Source organism: Stenotrophomonas sp. GD03877 (genome assembly GCF_029840555.1).
GTDB lineage: Bacteria > Pseudomonadota > Gammaproteobacteria > Xanthomonadales > Xanthomonadaceae > Stenotrophomonas > Stenotrophomonas geniculata.
The window spans coordinates 80,814-100,751 of sequence record NZ_JAOCCT010000008.1 but is presented as its reverse complement, the minus strand read 5'-3'; the positions used below and the strand labels follow the sequence as shown (position 1 = coordinate 100,751).

Genomic DNA, 19,938 nt, shown 5'->3' with positions numbered 1-19,938 from the left:
GGCGAGCGACGGCGCCGCCGCCGGCATGCGCGGCGGCCTGGTGGAATTCGCCACCCGCCGCCGCGTGACCATCGCCATGTGCACGGTCACCCTGCTGCTGTTCGGGCTGATCGCGCTGGGCAACCTCAAGGTCAACCTGCTGCCCGACCTGAGCTACCCGACGCTGACCGTGCGCACCGAGTACACCGGTGCGGCGCCGACCGAAATCGAAACCCTGATCACCCAGCCGGTCGAAGAAGCGGTGGGCGTGGTCAAGAACCTGCGCAAGCTGAAGTCGGTCTCGCGCACCGGCCAGAGCGACGTGGTGCTGGAGTTCGCCTGGGGCACCAACATGGACCAGGCCAGCCTGGAGGTGCGCGACAAGATGGAAGCGCTGAACCTGCCACTGGAGGCCAAGGCCCCGGTGCTGCTGCGCTTCAATCCGTCCACCGAGCCGATCATGCGCCTGGTGCTGTCGAACAAGGTGGCACCGGCCAGCGATGCCGACGCGATCCGCGAGCTGACCGGCCTGCGCCGCTATGCCGATGAAGACCTGAAGAAGAAGCTGGAGCCGGTCACCGGCGTCGCAGCGGTCAAGGTCGGCGGTGGCCTGGAAGACGAGATCCAGGTCGACATCGACCAGCAGAAGCTGGCGCAGCTGAACCTGCCGATCGACACCGTCATCAAGCGCCTGAAGGACGAGAACATCAACATCTCCGGCGGTCGCCTGGAGGAGGGTTCGCAGCGCTTCCTGGTGCGCACCGTCAACCAGTTCGCCGACCTGGAGGAAATCCGCAACCTGCTGGTGACCACCCAGGCCGCCAATGGCAGCGCGGCCGACTCGGCACTGCAGCAGATGTTCAACATCGCCGCATCGACCGGTTCGGCGGCCGCGATCGCGGCGGCGTCGGCGGCGCAGAGCGCGTCCTCCGGCGGTGGTTCCAGCGTGGTCGCCAACGGTGTGCCGGTGCGCCTGAAGGATGTGGCCACCGTGCGCCAGGGCTACAAGGAACGCGAAGCGGTGATCCGCCTGGGTGGCAAGGAATCGGTCGAACTGGCGATCTACAAGGAAGGCGACGCCAATACCGTGTCCACCGCCGAAGCGCTGCGCAAGCGCCTGGAGCAGATCAAGGGCACGTTCCCGTCCGACGTCGAGATGACCACCATCGAGGACCAGTCACGCTTCATCGAGCACGCCATCGCCGACGTCAAGAAGGATGCGGTGATTGGCGGCCTGCTGGCGATCCTGATCATCTTCCTGTTCCTGCGCGATGGCTGGAGCACGTTCGTGATCAGCCTGTCGTTGCCGGTCTCGATCATCGCCACGTTCTTCTTCATGGGCCAGCTCGGCCTCAGCTTGAACGTGATGTCGCTGGGCGGTTTGGCACTGGCCACCGGCCTGGTGGTGGACGACTCGATCGTGGTGCTGGAGAGCATCGCCAAGGCCCGCGAGCGTGGCCTGGGCATCCTGCAGGCGGCCATCGTTGGTACCCGCGAAGTGAGCATGGCGGTGGTCGCCTCGACCCTGACCACCATCGCGGTGTTCCTGCCGCTGGTGTTCGTCGACGGCATCGCCGGCCAGCTGTTCCGCGACCAGGCACTGACCGTGGCGATCGCCATTGCGATCTCGCTGCTGGTGTCGATGACGCTGATCCCGATGCTGAGCTCGCTGAAGGGACGGCCGCCGCTGGCGTTCCCGGAAGAGGCACCGAACGAGCCGTGGCAGCCGCAGAACCGCTGGCAGAAGCCGGTGGCGCTGGGTCGCCGTGGTGCCGTGGCGACCGCGCGCTGGAGCTTCTATGCACTGGCCTGGCTGGTCGTGCGGGCGTGGCGTGGCGTGGTGGCGGTGGTCGGTCCGGTGATGCGCAAGGCCAGCGATCTGGCGATGAAGCCCTATGCGGGTGCCGAGCGCGGCTACCTGCGGCTGCTGCCAAGTGCGCTGGCGCATCCGGGCAAGGTGCTGGGCGTGGCCTCGATCATCTTCGTGGCGACCATGGCGCTGGTGCCGATGCTCGGTGCCGACCTGATTCCGCAGCTGGCGCAGGACCGCTTCGAAATGACGGTGAAGCTGCCGGCCGGCACGCCGCTGAAGCAGACCGATGCGCTGGTGCGCGAGCTGCAGCTGGCCCACGGCAACGGCGAGGGGGTTGCCTCGCTGTATGGCGTCAGTGGCAGCGGCACCCGCCTGGATGCCAGCCCGACCGAAAGCGGCGAGAACATCGGCAAGCTGACCGTGGTGATGGAAGGCGGCGGCAATGCACGTACCGAAGCGGAGATCACCGAGCGCCTGCGTGACACCATGGGCCAGCATCCGGGTGCACAGGTCGACTTCGCGCGCCCGGCGTTGTTCAGCTTCTCCACGCCGCTGGAAATCGAGCTGCGCGGGCAGGACATGGCGACCCTGGAAGTGGCCGGCCAGCGCCTGGCGGCGATGCTGCGCGGCAACGCGCACTACGCCGACGTGAAGTCGACGGTGGAGGAGGGCTTCCCGGAAATCCAGATCCGCTTCGACCAGGAACGCGCGGGTGCGCTGGGCCTGACCACGCGCCAGATCGCTGATGTGGTGGTCAAGAAGGTGCGCGGTGATGTCGCCACCCGTTACAGCTTCCGCGACCGCAAGATCGACGTGCTGGTGCGTGCACAGGAAGGTGATCGTGCCAGCGTGGAAAGCATCCGTCGCCTGATCGTCAATCCCGGCAGTACCCGTCCGGTGACGCTGGACGCGGTTGCCGAAGTGGTTGCCACCACCGGCCCCAGCGAGATCCATCGTGCCGACCAGACCCGCGTGGCCGTGGTCTCGGCCAACCTGCGCGACATCGATCTGGGTGCGGCCATGCGTGAAGTGCAGCAGATGGTGGCCGAGCAACCGCTGGGCGCGGGTGTCGGCCTGCACATCGGCGGCCAGGGTGAGGAGCTGGCGCAGGCGGCGAAGTCGCTGATCTTCGCCTTCGGCCTGGCGATCTTCCTGGTCTACCTGGTGATGGCCTCGCAGTTCGAGTCGCTGCTGCATCCGTTCGTGATCCTGTTCACCATCCCGCTGGCGCTGGTCGGCGCGATCCTGGCACTGATGCTGACCGGCAAGCCCATCTCGGTGGTGGTGTTCATCGGCTTGATCCTGCTGGTCGGCCTGGTCACCAAGAACGCGATCATCCTGATCGACAAGGTCAACCAGCTGCGCGAGGCCGGCGTGGCCAAGCATGAGGCGCTGGTAGAGGGCGCACGTTCGCGCCTGCGGCCGATCATCATGACCACGCTGTGCACGCTGTTTGGGTTCCTGCCGCTGGCGGTGGCGATGGGCGAGGGCGCCGAAGTACGCGCGCCGATGGCGATCACCGTGATCGGTGGCCTGCTGGTGTCGACCCTGCTGACCCTGCTGGTGATCCCGGTGGTGTACGACCTGATGGATCGCCGCGGCGATGCCTATTACCGCGAGCGTGGCCGCAAGCACGCCGGTGAGATCGAGCCGGGTGCGGCGGGCAGCGCGGCGGGTGCGGAGGAACCGGCATGAGTGTTGCCGAGTTCTCCATCCGCCGCCCGGTCACCACCATCATGTGTTTCGTGTCACTGGTGGTGATCGGCCTGATCGCCTCGTTCCGGCTGCCGCTGGAAGCGCTGCCGGACATCTCCGCGCCGTTCCTGTTCGTGCAGATTCCGTACACCGGTTCGACGCCGGAGGAAGTGGAGCGGACCATCATCCGCCCGGTGGAGGAATCGCTGGCGACGATGACCGGCATCAAGCGCATGCGTTCGTCGGCCACCTCCGAAGCGGCGCTGATCTTCATCGAGTTCAGCGACTGGGACCGCGACATCGCCATCGCCGCGTCCGACGCGCGCGAGCGCATCGATGCGATCCGCAGCGACCTGCCGGACGACCTGCAGCGCTACAACGTGTTCAAGTGGTCCAGCAGTGACCAGCCGGTGCTGAAGGTGCGCCTGGCCAGCACCACCGACCTGACCACCGCGTACGACATGCTCGACCGCGAGTTCAAGCGGCGCATCGAGCGCATCCCCGGCGTGGCCCGCGTCGACATCACCGGCGCACCGCCGAACGAGGTGGAGATCGCCATCGATCCGAACCGCCTCAACGCGCACGGTCTGAGCATCAATGAGCTGAGCGAGCGCCTGCGCACGCTGAACTTCTCGATCTCGGCCGGGCAGATCGACGATAACGGCCAGCGCGTGCGCGTGCAGCCGGTAGGCGAGATCACCGACCTGCAGGAAATGCGTGACCTGGTGATCAACGCCAAGGGCCTGCGCCTGGGCGACATCGCCGACGTGCGCCTGAAACCGGCGCGGATGAACTACGGGCGTCGCCTGGACGGCAACCCGGCGGTCGGCCTGGACATCTTCAAGGAACGCAGCGCCAACCTGGTGGAAGTCTCGCGCGCGGCGCTGGCCGAGGTCGAATCGATCCGCGCGGAGCCGTCGATGCGCGACGTGCAGATCAAAGTGATCGACAACCAGGGCAAGGCGGTGACCTCCTCGCTGCTGGAGCTGGCCGAGGCCGGTGCGGTCGGCCTGATCCTGTCGGTGACGGTGCTGTTCTTCTTCCTGCGCCACTGGCCATCGACGCTGATGGTGACCCTGGCCATTCCAATCTGCTTCACCATCACCCTGGGCTTCATGTACTTCGTCGGGGTGACGCTGAACATCCTGACCATGATGGGCCTGCTGCTGGCGGTGGGCATGCTGGTCGACAACGCCGTGGTGGTGGTGGAGAGCATCTACCAGGAGCGCGAGCGCCTACCGGGGCAGCCGCGGCTGGCCTCGATCATCGGCACCCGCAACGTGGCCATCGCGCTCAGCGCCGGCACGCTGTGCCACTGCATCGTGTTCGTGCCGAACCTGTTCGGCGAGACCAACAACATCAGCATCTTCATGGCGCAGATCGCGATCACCATCTCGGTCTCGCTGCTGGCCTCGTGGCTGGTCGCGGTCAGCCTGATCCCGATGCTGTCCGCGCGCATGGCCACGCCCAAGCTGGTGCACTCGCAGACCGGCATGATCGCGCGCCTGCAGCGCCGCTACGCCAGGCTGCTGGACTGGTCGCTGCATCATCGTGGCTGGAGCCTGCTCGGCATTCTGCTGGTGGTGCTGGTCAGCCTGGTGCCGATGAAGCTGACCAAGATCGACATGTTCGGTGGTGACGGCGGCAAGGACATCTTCATCGGCTACATGTGGAAGGGCGCCTACACCTACCGGCAGATGTCCGAGGAAGTGGCGCGGGTGGAGAACTGGATCGACGCCAACCGTGAACGCCTGCACGTCAAGCAGGTCTATTCCTGGTACAGCGAGCAGGAAGGCAGCTCGACCGTGGTCACCCTGGACGAGAAGTACGCCAAGGACATCAAGGCGCTGCAGGAAGAACTGCGCAAGGGCCTGCCGAAGTCGGCCCGCACCGACTACTTCGTCGGCAACCAGGGTGGCGACGGCGGTGGTGGCGGCAACCAGGGCGTGCAGGTGCAGCTGGTCGGCGACTCCAGTTCGATGCTGCAGGAGATCGGCCAGGAAGTAGTGCCGCTGCTGGCCCAGCGCGCCGAGCTGCGCGATGTGCGCATCGACAATGGCGAGAAGGGCGGCGAGCTGAAGGTGCGCGTTGACCGCGAGCGTGCGGCGGCGTTTGGTTTCAATGCCGAGCAGGTGGCGAGCTTCGTCGGCCTGGCGCTGCGCGGTGCGCCGATGCGCGAGTTCCGCCGCGGCGACAACGAAGTACCGGTATGGGTGCGCTTCGCTGGCGCCGAGCAGAGCAGCCCGGAAGACCTGGCCGGCTTCAGCGTGCGCACCGGCGATGGCCGCACCGTGCCACTACTGAGCCTGGTCACCGTTGACGTCGGCTCGTCGGCCACCCAGATCGGCCGCACCAACCGCCAGACCACGCTGACCATCAAGGCCAACCTGGCCGAGAAGGTCACCGCACCGGATGGCCGCAAGGCGATGGAGTCGGTGCTCAAGCCGATGAACTTCCCGGCCGGCTATGGCTTCACCTTCGATGGCGGTGACTACGGCAACGATGACGAAGCGATGCAGCAGATGGTGTTCAACCTGTTGATCGCGCTGGTGATGATCTACGTGGTGATGGCGGCGGTGTTCGAGTCGCTGCTGTTCCCGGCGGCAATCATGAGTGGCGTGCTGTTCTCGATCTTCGGCGTGTTCTGGCTGTTCTGGATCACCGGCACCTCGTTCGGGATCATGTCCTTCATCGGCATCCTGGTACTGATGGGCGTGGTGGTGAACAACGGCATCGTGATGATCGAGCACATCAACAACCTGCGGCGCGGCGGCATGGGACGCACGCAGGCGCTGGTGGAGGGCTCACGCGAGCGATTGCGCCCGATCATGATGACCATGGGCACGGCGATCCTGGCGATGGTGCCGATCTCGCTGACCAACACGCAGATGTTCGGCAATGGCCCGGAGTACGCGCCGATGGCGCGCGCGATTGCTGGCGGCCTGGCGTTCTCGACCGTGGTCAGCCTGCTGTTCCTGCCGACCATCTACGCGGTGCTGGATGACCTGCGCAATGCCGTGACGCGGCTGATCCGCCGTGCACGCGGCCTGGAGATGGTAGAGCCGGGCGCTGCCCGGCTGTAATACACGTCAACGTGTTGTGGTGTGGGGGAGGCCGGTCGTAGTGGGGCGGCCTCCCCCTTTTTTTCGTTCGCCGCGTGTGTTTTCCCATGTAGAGCCGAGCCGATGCTCGGCTGCTGTTCGCCGCGTCGCGGCGTCGCCCGAGCATGGGCTCGGGCGCTACAGATTCTGTGGCCGGTTGAAAGGCCTACCCCGCGACCTTGCCCCACACCTTGAAGGTGGTCAGCCACAGGCCGAGCATGCTGCCGATGTTGGTCAGCATGAAGGTCAGCACCACGCGGGTGACGCGGTTGCGGTACCAGCCTTTCAGGCTCTGCGCGTCGTCGCGCAGCTTGAGGAAGTCCTCGTAGGCCGGCTTGCGCAGGCGCGCTTCCACCAGCGCCGAGAACGCGCCGGTGGGGATGCTCAGGCGGAACGGCTTGAACGGCGCCACCGCGATGGCAGTGAGGATGCTCAGCGGATGGCCGCCGGCCAGCAGGCAGCCCAGGCCCGCCAGGCCGCCGGTATACATCGCCCAGGTCGCCAGCAGTTCGGTACCGACGCCGAGGCCGCCGCGGTAGAAGCCCACGCCGATGCCGGTCGCCACAATGGCCAGGATGCCCAGCGTGAACCACGGAATGTTGCGCTTCTTCGGTACCGCTTCCAGCTCGGCGCGCAGCGGCGCCGGTGCCTCGGTGTCGGTTTCCAGGTAACGCGCCAGCCCTGCAAGGTGACCCGCACCGACAACCGCCAGCACTTCACGCTGCTGCGGGTTGTGCTCCTCGCGCAGGCGCGTGGCCATGTAACGGTCACGCTCGCCGATGATGGTCTCGTACAGCGCTGGGCTCTCGCTGGCGAACTCACCGAAGCTCGATTCCAGCATGTCGCCCTGCTTGAGCTTCTCGATCTCGTTCTCGCCCACTTCCTCGGACGAGAACAGGCCGGCGCCGAGGCCGGCGACCAGCTTCAGCTTGCCGAAGAAACCCAGCCGCTGCGAGGCGCGGCGGAAGGTCAGGCCGACCTCGCGGTCGATCAGGTGCACCGGCAGGTCGCGTTCGCGGGCCAGTTCCACCGCGCGCTTCAGTTCGGCGCCCGGCTCGATGTCCAGCTGTTCGGCCAAGCGGCGCTGGTAGGCGGACAGCGCCAGGTTGGCCGCGAACAGGGCGACGCGGCCCTTGCGGATCACCTCGACCAGGTCGAGCTTGGCCAGCGTGTCCGGATCGCTCAGTGCCTGCAGGCGCTGCGGGTCCAGTTCAACGGCCACCGCATCGAAGCGGCCGCTGTCGATGGCTTTTTCCACCGCCTCGACGCTGGCGCGCGAAACGTGGGCAGTGCCCAGCAGGGTGTAGCGCACACCGTCGCGTTCGACGACGCGTACCGGCTGGCCGGCGAACAGGTCGTCGCCGGTCTCGGGAAGGGTTTCGGTCATGGGTTCATTCATTGGAAGGTGCGGTGTCGGCGCCGTCGCCGAGCGCGCGCTGCATCTGCACGGTATCCAGCCAGCGGCCGTGCTTGCGGCCGAGGCCACGGAACACGCCGACCAGCTCGAAGCCGAAGCGTTCGTGCAGCTTGATTGAAGCGGTATTGGTCGGTTCGCCGATCACCGCCACCATCTGCCGGTAGCCACGCGCCACGCAGGCGTCGATCAGGGCCTGCAGCAGGCCGGTGCCGACGCCCTTGCCCTGGAAGCCGGCATCGACGTAGACCGAGTTTTCCACGGTCCACTGGTAGGCGACGCGGGTGCGGTAGGTGTTGGCATAGGCATAGCCGGCCACCTGGCCGTCGATCTCGGCGACCAGGTAGGGGAAGCCGCGATCGATGATGTCGCGCATGCGGCGCAGCATCTCGGTCGCGTCCGGGATGTCGTACTCGTAGGTGTTGACGAAGTCGGTCACTTCCACCGCATAGATTGCAGTGATCGCGGCGATGTCGGCCGGGCCGGCATCACGGATGAGGACGGCCATGCGCGGGCTCCGGCTCAGTCGATGTAGCGCTTGAGCAGGTCACCGTACGCGTCGATGCGACGGTCGCGCAGGAACGGCCAGATGCGGCGCACGTGCTCGCTGCGCTGCAGGTCGACATCGCACAGCAGAACCGTGGCATCGGTGCCGGCTTCGGCCAGGAACTCGCCCTGCGGGCCGAGCACGTGGCTGTTGCCCCAGAACTGGATGCCCGACGCGCCCAGCGGCGAACCCTCGTGGCCGACGCGGTTGCAGCTCAGCACCGGCAGGCCGTTGGCCACGGCGTGGCCGCGGTGGCTCAGCACCCAGGCGTCGCGCTGGCGGGTCTTCTCGTCCTGCACGTCGTCCGGATCCCAGCCGATCGCGGTCGGGTACAGCAGCAGCTCGGCACCGGCCAGCGCCATCAGGCGCGCCGCTTCCGGATACCACTGGTCCCAGCAGACCAGCACACCAAGGCGACCCACCGAGGTATCGATCGGCTTGAAGCCGATGTCGCCCGGGGTGAAGTAGAACTTCTCGTAGAAGCCCGGGTCGTCCGGGATATGCATCTTGCGGTACTTGCCCAGCAACGTACCGTCCTTCTCGAAGACGACGGCGGTGTTGTGGTACAGGCCGGCAGCGCGGCGCTCGAACAGCGAGCCGACCAGCACCACGCCATGCTTCTTCGCCAGCGCGCCAAGGCGCTCGGTGCTAGGGCCCGGAATCGGCTCGGCCAGGTCGAACTCGTCCACCGACTCGTGCTGGCAGAAGTACGGACCGTTATGCAGTTCCTGCAGCAGCACCAGCTTGGCACCCTGCGCAGCCGCCTCGGCCACGCGTGCTTCGATCACCGCCAGGTTGGCGGCGGCATCACCGTGGTTGCGCTCCTGGATCAGGGCGACGGTAAGGGGGCTGCGCGAGTTCATGCGGGGCGTTCCTGCGGGGGAAAACCAGCATGTTAGCGCGGATGGGCGGCGACGGCGTGTCGCGCGCTGAATGGCCGGTGTTGTAGAGCCGAGCCCATGCTCGGCTGCGCTCTGCTTCGATCGCGCGAGCGGCCAGCCGAGCGTGGGCTCGGCTCTACAAGAAGCCAGTCGAGCATGGCTCGACTCTACAAAAGCGGTGCCGGGCGGGGCCCGGCATCATCCGTCATGCCTTCAGCAGGCCTTCCGGCAGCTGCATGGTGATGCAGTGCAGGCTGCCGTTCTGCCAGATCAGCGAGCGGCAGGGGACCTGCACGATCTCGCGGCCCGGGTGCGCCTGGGCCAGTACATCGCGGGCCAGGTCGTCGGCCGGATCGCCATAGGCCGGCATCAGCACCGCACCATTGACGATCAGGTAATTGGCGTACGACGCAGCCAGGCGGCGGCCTTCGTCGATCACCGGCTGCGCCCACGGCAGCGGGAACAGGCGGTACGGCTGGCCATCTTTGGTGCGCAGCGCGGCCAGCTCATTGCCCATCGCCTGTAGTTCGGCATAGTGCGAATCGCTCGCGTCGTCGCAGGCCTGGTAGACGATGCTGTCAGCCGAGGCGAAGCGGGCGAGGGTGTCGATATGCGCGTCGGTGTCGTCGCCTTCCAGGTAGCCGTGGTCCAGCCACAGCACGCGGTCCTGCTGCAGCCAGTCGGCCAGGTCGGCGCTCAGGCTGGCGCGGTCGCGGTCCGGGTGGCGCTCGTGCAGGCACTTCCAGGTGGTCAGCAGGGTGCCTTCGCCGTCGGTCTCGATGCCGCCGCCTTCCAGCGCGAACGGGATGCTGCGCACCGGCGCGTCGTTGAACACGCCGGCCTGGTCCAGCACGCCCACCAGCTGGTCATCCAGGGTGGCGTCGAACTTGCCGCCCCAGCCGGTGAAGCGGAAATCCAGCAGCTGGAAGCCGCCGTCGGCACGGCGCAGGGTGATCGGGCCGGAGTCGCGCAGCCAGGTATCGTCGTAGGCGGCCGTGGTGAAGTGGACCTTGTCCATGTCGATGCGGTTGGAGCGCAGCCGCATCTCGGCGTAGGTCTCCACATCATCGTCGGCCACGCAGATCAGCACCGGCTGGAAGCGGGTGATGGCCGCGACCAGAGCGATGTAGGTCTCTTCCACCTGGCCCAGGCGGTCGGCCCAGTCGGTGTCGGCGGTGGGCCAGGCAATCAGGACGCCGCTCTGGGCTTCCCACTCGGCAGGAAAACGAAGGGTCTGGTTCATGGTCTCGCTACACAGGCCCGCCCACGGCGGGTAAAGGGATCAACGGATCGGCGGTTTCGGGCCGATTTCGTTCGGGTCCGCCTGGTTGGCCACCACGTCGATCACCTTCTGCTTCTCGAAGTAGACGGTGAACTGCGGGTACACCCAGCGGTTGATGGTCGGCCATTGCCGCTTCTGCCCGCCACGCGGCTGCAGCTGCTCGCTCGGCGCGCCGAACTGCGCCTGCACCTGCAGCATGCTCTGGCCGCGCACGGGCAGGGCACCGGCCGGCTTCTCGCGGGCACGGTCGACAAGCAGGGTATCGGCCATCGCCGGCGTGGCGGCGGCAAGGGTGGCCATCACGGCCAGGGCGGACAGGTAACGCTTCATCTCGATCTACTCCCCAGTGGTCAAGAAAGGCGATTACAGCAAAAACGGCAGGAAAAAGCCGCATAAACAAAAAACCGCCCGAAGGCGGCTTTTTGCATCGGGTCGGCCCCGCGTAGGGCCAGCCGCAGCCGCGAAGGCTGTTGGGCTTAGCGCTGACGCGCCTTGAAACGCGGGTTCGACTTGCAGATGACGAAGATCTTGCCACGACGACGCACGACCTTGCAGTCACGGTGACGGGCCTTCGCCGACTTCAGGGAGGACAGGACTTTCATGGCATACCTCGGCGTAAACAGTAGTTGTTCGGGTGGAGCGTGGCCGCGATATGCGAAAGACAATCGGCAGTTGACGCTCGTTCAAGCCCGCCATTCTACCGGGCTTTTCCTCGTGGTTTCAAGTGGTTGCACAAAAGATCCCGCTGGGGGTGTCTGGCAGGGGCTAGAATGACCCCTTCACACGCTCTGGGAACCCCATGAATCCACTCGCTCCCGTCCTGACCATCGACGGCCCTTCCGGGGCCGGCAAGGGTACCATCAGCCGCATCATCGCGCGCCGGATGGGCTGGCATTACCTGGATTCGGGCGCGCTGTACCGGGCAGTGGGCGTGGCCGCGAGCTGGGCCGACATTGATACGTCCGATGCCTCGGCGCTGGTGCGCTGCACCTTCGACACCCATGTTCAGTTTGTTGAACAGGGCGAGTCGATGCGGGTCATGGTCAACGGCACCGATGCCACCGACGAGCTGCGCCTGGAGACCACCGGCGCCCTGGCCTCGGCCATTGCCGCCATTCCCGAGGTCCGGGCTGCCCTGAAGGAGCGCCAGCGCGCATTCAGGGAGCTGCCGGGCCTGGTCGCCGACGGCCGCGACATGGGCACGGTGATCTTCAAGGACGCCCCCTACAAGGTCTTCCTGACCGCCAGTGCCGAGGAGCGCGCCGAGCGTCGGCATAAGCAGTTGAAAGACAAGGGGGTTTCTGTTAACTTTGATGACCTCCTGCGCGAGATCATGGCCCGCGACGCCCGTGATGCTCAGCGTACCGTGGCGCCCCTGAAGCCGGCAGACGATGCTGTCCTCATCGACACCACAGGCATCGGCATCGCAGATGTCGTTGCCAGAGTGATGGATCTGCTTCCGGCTCCGGCTGCCTGATCCGTTCGCGCGGGAGCACTGCCAGCAACATCGGTGGTGGTCGCGCATAGCAGTGCTGTACCAGCTCCGTCGCGCAATGATGCGTGGCGGTTTTCCTACTACACACGACCTGCGTTTCCGGGGTCGACCAACAGGCGGGCGGTCGCCATTCCCCTGAAGGGGACGCCACCGACCCATGTGTCCAACAGAGTAAATCTAATGACCGAATCATTTGCCGAACTGTTTGAAGCCAGCCAGGCCAACCTGGCCAAGCTGAAGCCGGGCGCCATCGTCAGCGGTACCGTTGTTGAAGTCCGCGGCGACGTCGTGGTGATCAACGCTGGCCTGAAGTCCGAAGGCATCGTGCCGATCGAACAGTTCCGTAACGACGCTGGCGAAATCGACGTCGCCGAAGGCGACATCGTCAAGGTCGCCCTCGACTCGATCGAGAACGGCTTCGGCGAAACCGTCCTGTCGCGCGAGAAGGCCAAGCGCGCGATGGTGTGGGACGAGCTGGAAGAAGCGTTGGAAAAGAACGAAACCATCACCGGCCGCATCAGCGGCAAGGTCAAGGGTGGTTTCACCGTGGACATCAAGGATGTCCGCGCCTTCCTGCCGGGTTCCCTGGTCGATGTGCGCCCGGTGCGCGATCCGGCCTACCTGGAAGGCAAGGAGCTCGAGTTCAAGCTCATCAAGCTGGACCGCAAGCGTAACAACGTCGTGGTCTCGCGCCGCGCTGTCGTCGAAAGCGAGCACTCGGAAGAGCGCGAGCAGCTGATGGACAAGCTGCAGGAAGGCGCGATCCTGAAGGGTGTCGTCAAGAACCTGACCGATTACGGCGCGTTCGTGGACCTGGGCGGTATCGACGGCCTGCTGCACATCACCGACATGGCGTGGAAGCGCGTGCGTCACCCGTCGGAAGTCGTGAACGTCGGCGACGAGCTGGACGTCCGCGTGCTGAAGTTCGACCGCGAGCGCAACCGCGTTTCGCTGGGCCTGAAGCAGCTGGGCGAGGATCCGTGGGACAACATCGGCCGTCGTTACCCGGCCAACAGCCGCGTCTTCGGCAAGGTCTCCAACGTCACCGATTACGGTGCGTTCGTTGAGATCGAGCCGGGCGTCGAAGGCCTGGTGCACGTCTCCGAGATGGATTGGACCAACAAGAACGTCAACCCGTCCAAGGTTGTCCAGGTTGGTGATGAAGTCGAAGTGATGGTGCTGGACGTCGATGAAGAGCGTCGCCGTATCTCGCTGGGCATGAAGCAGGTTGCCGCCAATCCGTGGGAAACCTTCGCTGCCACCCACAAGAAGGGTGACAAGGTGTCGGGCCAGATCAAGTCGATCACCGACTTCGGCATCTTCATCGGCCTGGACGGCGGCATCGACGGCCTGGTCCACCTGTCCGACATCAGCTGGAACACCACCGGCGAAGACGTCGTTCGCAACTTCAAGAAGGGCGATACCCTGGACGCCGTCGTCCTGGCTGTCGATCCGGAGCGCGAGCGCATCTCCCTGGGCGTGAAGCAGCTGGAGCAGGATCCGTTTGGCCAGTACATGGCTGCCAATCCGAAGGGCTCCAAGGTCGAAGGCGTGGTGAAGGAAGTCGACGCCAAGGGCGCGATCATCGAGCTGGCTGACGGCATCGAAGGTTACGTCTCGGCCCGCGACATCGCCAACGAGCGCGTTGACGACGCCACCCAGCACCTGAAGGTCGGCGACAAGGTCGAAGCCAAGTTCGTGGGCATGGACCGCAAGGGCCGTACCCTGCAGCTGTCGATCAAGGCCAAGGACGACGCTGAAATGCGCGAAGTGCTGGAGGAATACCAGTCCTCTTCGGCTTCCAGCGGCACCACCCAGCTGGGCGCGCTGCTGCGTGCACAGCTGAACGGCAACAAGTCCGAGTAATCGGCCTTACGCTGTTCGTTGTTTCCTGGACGGCCCGGGCATTGCCCGGGCCGTTTCAGGCTGGGATACCCCTGATGTGAGCCGGTAATGACCAAATCCGAACTGATCGAAATCCTTGCGCGCCGCCAGGCGCACCTGAAGGCCGATGATGTCGATCTGGCGGTGAAGTCGTTGCTGGAAATGATGGGCGGATCGCTGTCCGCCGGGGATCGCATCGAAATCCGTGGTTTTGGCAGCTTCTCGCTGCACTATCGTCCGCCGCGCCTGGGTCGCAACCCGAAGACCGGCGAATCGGTTGCCCTGCCGGGCAAGCATGTCCCCCATTTCAAGCCGGGCAAGGAACTGCGCGAGCGGGTCAGCAGTGTGCTGCCGCTGGACGCCGATCCGGCCTGAGCCTGCCGTCGCGCCACCGCGTGCGAATCCAGCCGCGAGTCGGATAAGCTACGGACTCCTGCCACTGGAGCTGTCGCATGAAGGTTTTTCGTCTGCTGGTCCTGCTGGCGGTACTGATCCTTGGATTGATCATCGGTGCGGTCAACATGACCGCGATGTCGATCAACCTGCTGTTTACCCAACTGCACACCTCGGTGGGCGTGGCCCTGATCGCCGCGCTGCTGGTGGGTGTCATCGTCGGCGCTGGCCTGGTGCTGGTGAGCGTGGTCATTCCGCTCTACAGCCAGTTGCGCCGCGCCAACAAGTCCGCTGTCGCCACGCCGGCACCGGTTGCTTCCCCCCAATCTTTTGATGGACGCTGATCGAAGATGGATTTCGTCACCGAGTGGTTCTGGTTCTTCCTGTTCGTTCCGCTGGCCGCACTGGCCGGGTGGGTGATCGGACGGCGTGGTGGTCAACGCCACGGTGACAGCCAGGTCAGCCGCCTGTCGAGCACCTATTTCCGTGGCCTGAACTACCTGCTCAACGAGCAGCCGGACAAGGCCATCGAGCTGTTCCTGCACATCGCCGAGCTGGACAAGGAAACCTTCGAGACCCAGGTCGCGCTGGGCCATCTGTTCCGTCGCCGCGGCGAAGTCGACCGCGCCATCCGCCTGCATCAGGGCCTGGTCAACCGCCACGACCTCAGCGATGCGCAACGCGTGCAGGCGCTGCTGGCGCTGGGCGAGGACTACATGAAGTCCGGCCTGCTGGACCGCGCCGAAACCGTGTTCACCGAACTGGCCCAGCTGGACCAGCGTGCCCCGCAGGCACTCAAGCACCTGATCGGCATCTACCAGGCCGAGCGCGACTGGGAAAAGGCGATCGACAACGCCACCCGTTTCGAGGATGTCACCGGCGAGCCGATGGGCAAGCTGATCGGGCAGTTCGAATGCGAACTGGCCGAACGCTTCCGCGGTGCCGGCAAGCTGGAAGAGGCGAGGGCAGCGATTGCCCGGGCCTACCAGGCCGATGCGATGTCGGTCCGTGCCGGCATCATTGAAGGCCGCCTGGAAACCGATGCCGGCAATCCGGAAGCGGCCGTGCGCGCCTTCGAGCGCGCGGCGCGCAACGATCCGGAGTACCTGCCGGAGCTGCTGCCGGCGCTGATGCAGAACTACCGCAAGGTGGGCGATCTGGCCGGCGCGCGCGCCTTCCTGTCGGAGATGACCGAGCATTACCGTGGCATTGCCCCGGTGCTGGCGCTGACCCGTCTGATGGAAGAGCAGGAGGGCGTGGCCCCGGCCCGTGCCTACCTGGGCCGCCAGCTCAAGGATCGCCCGTCGGTGCGTGGCGAGTCCGCGCTGATCGACCTGACACTGGCTGAAGGTGCCGATTCCACGGCGACCCTGCACGACCTCAAGCACATCACCGACCAGTTGCTGGTGCGCAATCCGGCCTATCGCTGCACCCGTTGTGGTTTCGGTGCGCGCACCCACCACTGGCAGTGCCCGAGCTGCAAGGAGTGGGGTACGGTCAAGCCGCTGCTGAACTACGCGGTGCTCTGATCCATGCCGTGGCTCGTGATGGGCGCGCTGCTGGGTCTGGCCCTGCTGAGTGCGGCACTGACCTGGGCAGCGCGGGGCTACGCGCTGCGCCGGCAACTGTTTGACCAGCCGGGCGAACGCCGCAGTCATAGCGTGGCGACCCCGCGTGGCGGCGGCATCGCCATCGTCATCAGCCTGCTGGTGACCGCCGGTGTTGCCATGTGGGCCTGGCCCGAAGCGCGTCCGAGCCTGCTGGTCGCCAGCCTTGGCCTGGCGCTGGTGGCGGGTATCGGCTGGTGGGACGATCACCGGCCGCTTCCGGCCATGCGCCGCCTGATGGTGCACTTCATCGCCGCCGCGCTGCTGGCCGCGCTGGTCAAGGTCCATGGCGGCAGCTGGCTGCTGGCCGTACTGGTCCTGCTGTTCACTGCCTCGCTGATCAACATCTGGAATTTCATGGATGGGATCAACGGCATCGCCGCCAGCCAGGCCATCGTGGTCGCGCTGGGGCTGGCGCCGCTGCTGCCTTGGCCGTACTCGCTGGCGGCGGTCGCGTTGGGCCTGGCCTGCCTTGGCTTCCTGCCGTTCAACTTCCCGCGGGCCCGGATCTTCATGGGCGATGTCGGAAGTGGCGCGCTGGGCTACGCGGTGGCGGCAGTGCTGGCACTGGCCAGCGTAAAGACCGACATCCACTGGATCCTGCTGCTGGTGTCGGCATCGCCCTTCCTTGTGGACGCGGGCTTCACACTGCTGGCGCGCATCATTTCCGGACAACGCTGGATGGAACCCCATACCCAGCACGTTTACCAGCGCGCGGTGCAGGCAGGAGCCAGTCACGCCCAGGTAACAGGGATGTACTTTGCTTTGGGCCTGTTCAGTATTACAGTGCTTAATGTCTGCTCCAATTTGCAGCCGAGGTGGGAGGCTGCCGTGGCGATCGCGTGGTTCACCGCGCTGAGCGTCCTCTGGCTCCTCCTGCGCAATGGATTGCGCCACCCAAAAGGAAATACCTGACTTATGGCTTCACCCTGGCGGGACAGAATCCTCGGCCTGATGCCGCGTTCGGCCATCGTCTGCCATGACCTGTTCATGGTCTGGGCATGCTGGCAGCTGCTCCACGCGGGGCGGTACTCGATCCTGGCCAACGCCCCCGAGCTCCCACTCTGGAACGTCGACACCACGCTGGTGCTGCTGCTGCAGGGCATGGTGTTCTGGCGCGTGGGGCTCTATCGCGGCCTGTGGCGGTTCGCCAGCGTCAGCGACCTGCTGAACATCTTCAAGGCCAGCTTCATCGGCATGGTCGCCATCGTGCTGGTGCTGATGTGGAAGCGCTTCGACGGCGTGCCGATGTCGGTGCTGGTGATCTATCCGTTCGCGCTGTCGGCGCTGCTGGGTGCGCCGCGCCTGCTGTACCGGGCCTGGAAGGACTATCAGGCGCTGCAGTCGGACTCGTCCGCGCGTCGCGTGCTGATCCTGGGTGCCGGCCAGGCCGCCGAGACCCTGGTCCGCGACCTGCGCCGTTCAGGCAATTTCGAGCCGGTCGGCCTGCTGGACGACGCGCCGCACCTGCGCGGTGCCAAGCTGCAGGGCCTGCCGATCCTCGGCACCCTGGACGATGCGCCGACAGTGGTCCGCGAGACTGCGGCCAAGCTGTTGGTGATCGCCATTCCGTCGCTGGACGCTGCGGGAATGCAGCGCATCGTCGCCATCTGCGAAAGCACCGGCGTGCCGTTCCGCACCGTGCCCAAGCTCAGCGATATCCTGCAGGGCCAGTCGCTGCCCGGGCAGTTGAAGGAAGTGGCGATCGAGGACCTGCTCGGCCGCAAGCCGATCATGCCGGACTGGAACCTGATCCGTGGCTGGTTGGGCGGGCGTACGGTGATGGTCACCGGCGCCGGTGGTTCGATCGGCTCCGAGCTGTGCCGCCAGTGCGCGCGTCACGGCGCCGGCCGCATCATCCTGCTCGAGATCAGCGAACTGCTGCTGCTGACCATCGAGGGCGAGCTGCGGCGCAGCTTCCCGGATGTCGAGGTCGAAGCGGTGCTGGGCGACTGCGGTGACCCGGCGGTGATCCGCCACGCCCTGTCGCTGCACCCCGTCGACACCGCCTTCCATGCCGCCGCCTACAAGCATGTGCCGGTGCTGGAGCGGCAGCTGCGCGAAGCGGTGCGCAACAACATCCTGGCTACCGAGAACGTGGCCCGCGCCTGCCTGGAGGCACACGTGGAGCATTTCGTGTTCATCTCCACCGACAAGGCGGTCGACCCGGTCAATGCGCTGGGCGCCAGCAAGCGCTATGCGGAGATGATCTGCCAGAGCCTGGACCAGAAGTCCACGCATACCCGTTTCGTCACGGTGCGCTTCGGCAACGTGCTGGCCTCGGCTGGCAGCGTGGTGCCGTTGTTCCGCGAACAGATCCTGCGTGGCGGGCCGGTGACCGTCACCGATCCGGAAGTCAGTCGCTACTTCATGACCATTCCGGAGGCCTGCCAGCTGATCCTGCAGGCGGCCGCTTCGGCGTCGCACGGTGCGATCTATACGCTCGACATGGGCGAGCCGGTGCCGATCCGCGTGCTGGCCGAGCAGATGATCCGCCTGGCCGGCAAGCAGCCGTACAAGGACATTCCGATCATCTACACCGGGCTGCGTCCGGGCGAGAAGCTGCACGAGACGCTGTTCTATTCGGACGAGGACTACCGTTCCACCGCGCATCCGAAGATTCTCGAGGCCGGTGTACGCACGTTCTCGCGTGATCTGGTGTTGGGCAATGTTCCACGCCTGCGCGATGCCGTGGCTGGTTACGACACCACCAGCATCCAGGAGATCCTGTTCGCGACGATGCCGGAGTTTTCTCCCATCGAACAGGATGCTTACATTTCATCCGCTAAAGTCGTGCCTTTTCCGGCACGTGAGGCCAACAGGCACCAATGAGCAAGCGAATTCGCAAGGCAGTTTTTCCAGTGGCAGGGCTCGGGACGCGCTTTTTACCGGCAACCAAGACGGTTCCGAAGGAAATGTTGCCGATCATTGATCGTCCGCTGATCCAGTACGCGGTCGATGAAGCGATCGAAGCCGGTTGCGACACCCTGGTGTTCATCACCAACCGCTACAAGCATGCCGTGGCCGACTACTTCGACAAGGCCTACGAACTGGAGCAGAAGCTCGAGCGCGCCGGCAAGCAGGAGCAGCTGGAGATGATCCGCCATGTGCTGCCCAATGGCGTGCGCGCGATCTTCGTGACCCAGGCCGAGGCCCTGGGCCTGGGCCATGCGGTGCTGTGCGCCAAGGCCGTGATCGGCGACGAGCCGTTCGCGGTGCTGCTGCCGGATGACCTGATCTGGAACCGCGGCGACGGCGCACTGAAGCAGATGGCCGACCTCAACGAGGCCAGTGGTGCAAGCGTGATCGCCGTTGAAGACGTGCCGCACGACAAGACTGCCAGCTACGGCATCGTGGCCACTGACGCGTTCGACGGCCGCAAGGGTCGCATTTCGCAGATTGTGGAGAAGCCGAAGCCGGAGGACGCGCCGAGCGACCTGGCGGTGGTCGGCCGTTATGTACTGAGCCCGAAGATCTTCGAGCTGCTGGAGCAGACCGGCAGCGGTGCCGGTGGCGAGATCCAGCTGACCGACGCGATCGCGCAGCTGCTGAAGACCGAAGAGGTTGATGCCTACCGTTTCGAGGGCACCCGCTTCGACTGCGGCACGCATCTGGGGCTGGTGGAGGCGACGATCCGCTTTGCGCTGGACAACCCAAAGCTGGCAGGGTCGGCGCGGGAGAAGCTGACGGCGATGTTGGCGGAATAAGGTTTATCAAGCGCTCCGTTCGCGGCGCCTTGATTGATACGTGGGGGAGGGGGCGGATGGCCCTCTCCAAAACACGCCAAAGCCCTTCCATGGTGCTCGATGGCGCCATCCATGGCGCCAACGGTTTTGGAGAGGGCCAT

Annotated in this window: 15 protein-coding genes and 1 pseudogene; 10 read left to right on the top strand and 6 right to left on the bottom strand. The window is 65.6% G+C overall.

The features are described 5' to 3' along the window. Positions 1-31: 31 nt before the first annotated feature. A pseudogene (locus tag N5D20_RS08425) lies at positions 32-3,487 on the top strand (efflux RND transporter permease subunit); the annotation flags it as partial. Next, positions 3,484-6,570 (top strand): efflux RND transporter permease subunit, encoded by a 3,087-nt coding sequence (locus N5D20_RS08420; RefSeq protein WP_197578693.1) that lies wholly within the window; start codon positions 3,484-3,486, stop codon positions 6,568-6,570. The pseudogene N5D20_RS08425 and the gene N5D20_RS08420, both read left to right, overlap by 4 nt. A 184-nt stretch (positions 6,571-6,754) precedes the next feature. Here N5D20_RS08420 and N5D20_RS08415 read toward each other — a convergent pair whose 3' ends face one another. The 6 genes from N5D20_RS08415 to ykgO form a co-directional block, all read right to left on the bottom strand. Then, positions 6,755-7,987 carry a TraB/GumN family protein gene (locus tag N5D20_RS08415; RefSeq protein ID WP_010484557.1) on the bottom strand — a complete coding sequence of 411 codons (1,233 nt, stop codon included), beginning with the start codon at positions 7,985-7,987 and terminating at the stop codon, positions 6,755-6,757. Beyond that, positions 7,980-8,510 carry a GNAT family N-acetyltransferase gene (locus N5D20_RS08410; RefSeq protein WP_049437233.1) on the bottom strand — a complete coding sequence of 177 codons (531 nt, stop codon included), beginning with the start codon at positions 8,508-8,510 and terminating at the stop codon, positions 7,980-7,982. Before N5D20_RS08410 ends, N5D20_RS08415 begins: the two co-directional genes overlap by 8 nt. Positions 8,511-8,524: 14 nt before the next feature. Next, positions 8,525-9,412: a carbon-nitrogen hydrolase gene (locus N5D20_RS08405; RefSeq protein WP_197578692.1), complete on the bottom strand. Its 888-nt coding sequence runs from the start codon at positions 9,410-9,412 to the stop codon at positions 8,525-8,527. A 223-nt stretch (positions 9,413-9,635) separates the two neighbouring features. Then, positions 9,636-10,673: an agmatine deiminase family protein gene (locus N5D20_RS08400; protein WP_010484562.1), complete on the bottom strand. Its 1,038-nt coding sequence runs from the start codon at positions 10,671-10,673 to the stop codon at positions 9,636-9,638. 39 nt (positions 10,674-10,712) lie between these two features. Next, positions 10,713-11,012: a hypothetical protein gene (locus N5D20_RS08395; protein WP_279914395.1), complete on the bottom strand. Its 300-nt coding sequence runs from the start codon at positions 11,010-11,012 to the stop codon at positions 10,713-10,715. A 176-nt stretch (positions 11,013-11,188) separates the two neighbouring features. Then, entirely contained in the window at positions 11,189-11,314 is a 126-nt protein-coding gene (ykgO, locus tag N5D20_RS08390; protein WP_005409283.1) for a type B 50S ribosomal protein L36, read from the bottom strand. Between the two features lie 197 nt (positions 11,315-11,511). Here ykgO and cmk point away from each other — a divergent pair, with 197 nt between their 5' ends. The 8 genes from cmk to galU all read left to right on the top strand — a co-directional run bounded on the left by cmk (position 11,512) and on the right by galU (position 19,798). Further along, complete coding sequence (cmk, locus tag N5D20_RS08385) at positions 11,512-12,189, top strand: (d)CMP kinase (RefSeq protein ID WP_197578690.1); 678 nt, start codon at positions 11,512-11,514, stop codon at positions 12,187-12,189. A 198-nt stretch (positions 12,190-12,387) separates the two neighbouring features. Beyond that, the gene (gene rpsA / locus N5D20_RS08380) at positions 12,388-14,073 is read left to right on the top strand and encodes a 30S ribosomal protein S1 (protein WP_005416230.1); all 1,686 of its coding nucleotides are present in this window, start codon (positions 12,388-12,390) and stop codon (positions 14,071-14,073) included. A gap of 87 nt (positions 14,074-14,160) precedes the next feature. Further along, positions 14,161-14,466 (top strand): integration host factor subunit beta, encoded by a 306-nt coding sequence (locus N5D20_RS08375; protein ID WP_005409286.1) that lies wholly within the window; start codon positions 14,161-14,163, stop codon positions 14,464-14,466. A gap of 77 nt (positions 14,467-14,543) precedes the next feature. Then, the gene (locus N5D20_RS08370; RefSeq protein ID WP_010484569.1) at positions 14,544-14,828 is read left to right on the top strand and encodes a LapA family protein; all 285 of its coding nucleotides are present in this window, start codon (positions 14,544-14,546) and stop codon (positions 14,826-14,828) included. A 6-nt stretch (positions 14,829-14,834) separates the two neighbouring features. Continuing rightward, the gene (gene lapB / locus N5D20_RS08365; protein ID WP_005416232.1) at positions 14,835-16,013 is read left to right on the top strand and encodes a lipopolysaccharide assembly protein LapB; all 1,179 of its coding nucleotides are present in this window, start codon (positions 14,835-14,837) and stop codon (positions 16,011-16,013) included. Positions 16,014-16,016: 3 nt separating this feature from the next. Continuing rightward, positions 16,017-17,006, top strand: a complete 990-nt coding sequence (locus N5D20_RS08360) for a glycosyltransferase family 4 protein (protein ID WP_049411927.1) — start codon at positions 16,017-16,019, stop codon at positions 17,004-17,006. Positions 17,007-17,009: 3 nt separating this feature from the next. Further along, positions 17,010-18,923: a nucleoside-diphosphate sugar epimerase/dehydratase gene (locus tag N5D20_RS08355; RefSeq protein ID WP_049437230.1), complete on the top strand. Its 1,914-nt coding sequence runs from the start codon at positions 17,010-17,012 to the stop codon at positions 18,921-18,923. Then, positions 18,920-19,798 carry a UTP--glucose-1-phosphate uridylyltransferase GalU gene (galU, locus tag N5D20_RS08350; RefSeq protein ID WP_197578689.1) on the top strand — a complete coding sequence of 293 codons (879 nt, stop codon included), beginning with the start codon at positions 18,920-18,922 and terminating at the stop codon, positions 19,796-19,798. Before N5D20_RS08355 ends, galU begins: the two co-directional genes overlap by 4 nt. Positions 19,799-19,938 lie beyond the last annotated feature (140 nt).

Excerpts from the sequence above, each read along its gene's own strand:
- N5D20_RS08405 (WP_197578692.1), bottom strand. The coding sequence starts at position 9,412 with ATGAACTCGCGCAGCCCCCTTACCGTCGCCCTGATCCAGGAGCGCAAC.
- N5D20_RS08410 (WP_049437233.1), bottom strand. The coding sequence starts at position 8,510 with ATGGCCGTCCTCATCCGTGATGCCGGCCCGGCCGACATCGCCGCGATC.
- N5D20_RS08400 (WP_010484562.1), bottom strand. The coding sequence starts at position 10,673 with ATGAACCAGACCCTTCGTTTTCCTGCCGAGTGGGAAGCCCAGAGCGGC.
- lapB (WP_005416232.1), top strand. The coding sequence starts at position 14,835 with ATGGATTTCGTCACCGAGTGGTTCTGGTTCTTCCTGTTCGTTCCGCTG.
- N5D20_RS08355 (WP_049437230.1), top strand. The coding sequence starts at position 17,010 with ATGGCTTCACCCTGGCGGGACAGAATCCTCGGCCTGATGCCGCGTTCG.
- rpsA (WP_005416230.1), top strand. The coding sequence starts at position 12,388 with ATGACCGAATCATTTGCCGAACTGTTTGAAGCCAGCCAGGCCAACCTG.
- N5D20_RS08375 (WP_005409286.1), top strand. The coding sequence starts at position 14,161 with ATGACCAAATCCGAACTGATCGAAATCCTTGCGCGCCGCCAGGCGCAC.
- N5D20_RS08420 (WP_197578693.1), top strand. The coding sequence starts at position 3,484 with ATGAGTGTTGCCGAGTTCTCCATCCGCCGCCCGGTCACCACCATCATG.
- N5D20_RS08395 (WP_279914395.1), bottom strand. The coding sequence starts at position 11,012 with ATGGCCACCCTTGCCGCCGCCACGCCGGCGATGGCCGATACCCTGCTT.
- N5D20_RS08415 (WP_010484557.1), bottom strand. The coding sequence starts at position 7,987 with ATGAATGAACCCATGACCGAAACCCTTCCCGAGACCGGCGACGACCTG.
- ykgO (WP_005409283.1), bottom strand. The coding sequence starts at position 11,314 with ATGAAAGTCCTGTCCTCCCTGAAGTCGGCGAAGGCCCGTCACCGTGAC.
- galU (WP_197578689.1), top strand. The coding sequence starts at position 18,920 with ATGAGCAAGCGAATTCGCAAGGCAGTTTTTCCAGTGGCAGGGCTCGGG.
- N5D20_RS08370 (WP_010484569.1), top strand. The coding sequence starts at position 14,544 with ATGAAGGTTTTTCGTCTGCTGGTCCTGCTGGCGGTACTGATCCTTGGA.
- cmk (WP_197578690.1), top strand. The coding sequence starts at position 11,512 with ATGAATCCACTCGCTCCCGTCCTGACCATCGACGGCCCTTCCGGGGCC.
- N5D20_RS08360 (WP_049411927.1), top strand. The coding sequence starts at position 16,017 with ATGCCGTGGCTCGTGATGGGCGCGCTGCTGGGTCTGGCCCTGCTGAGT.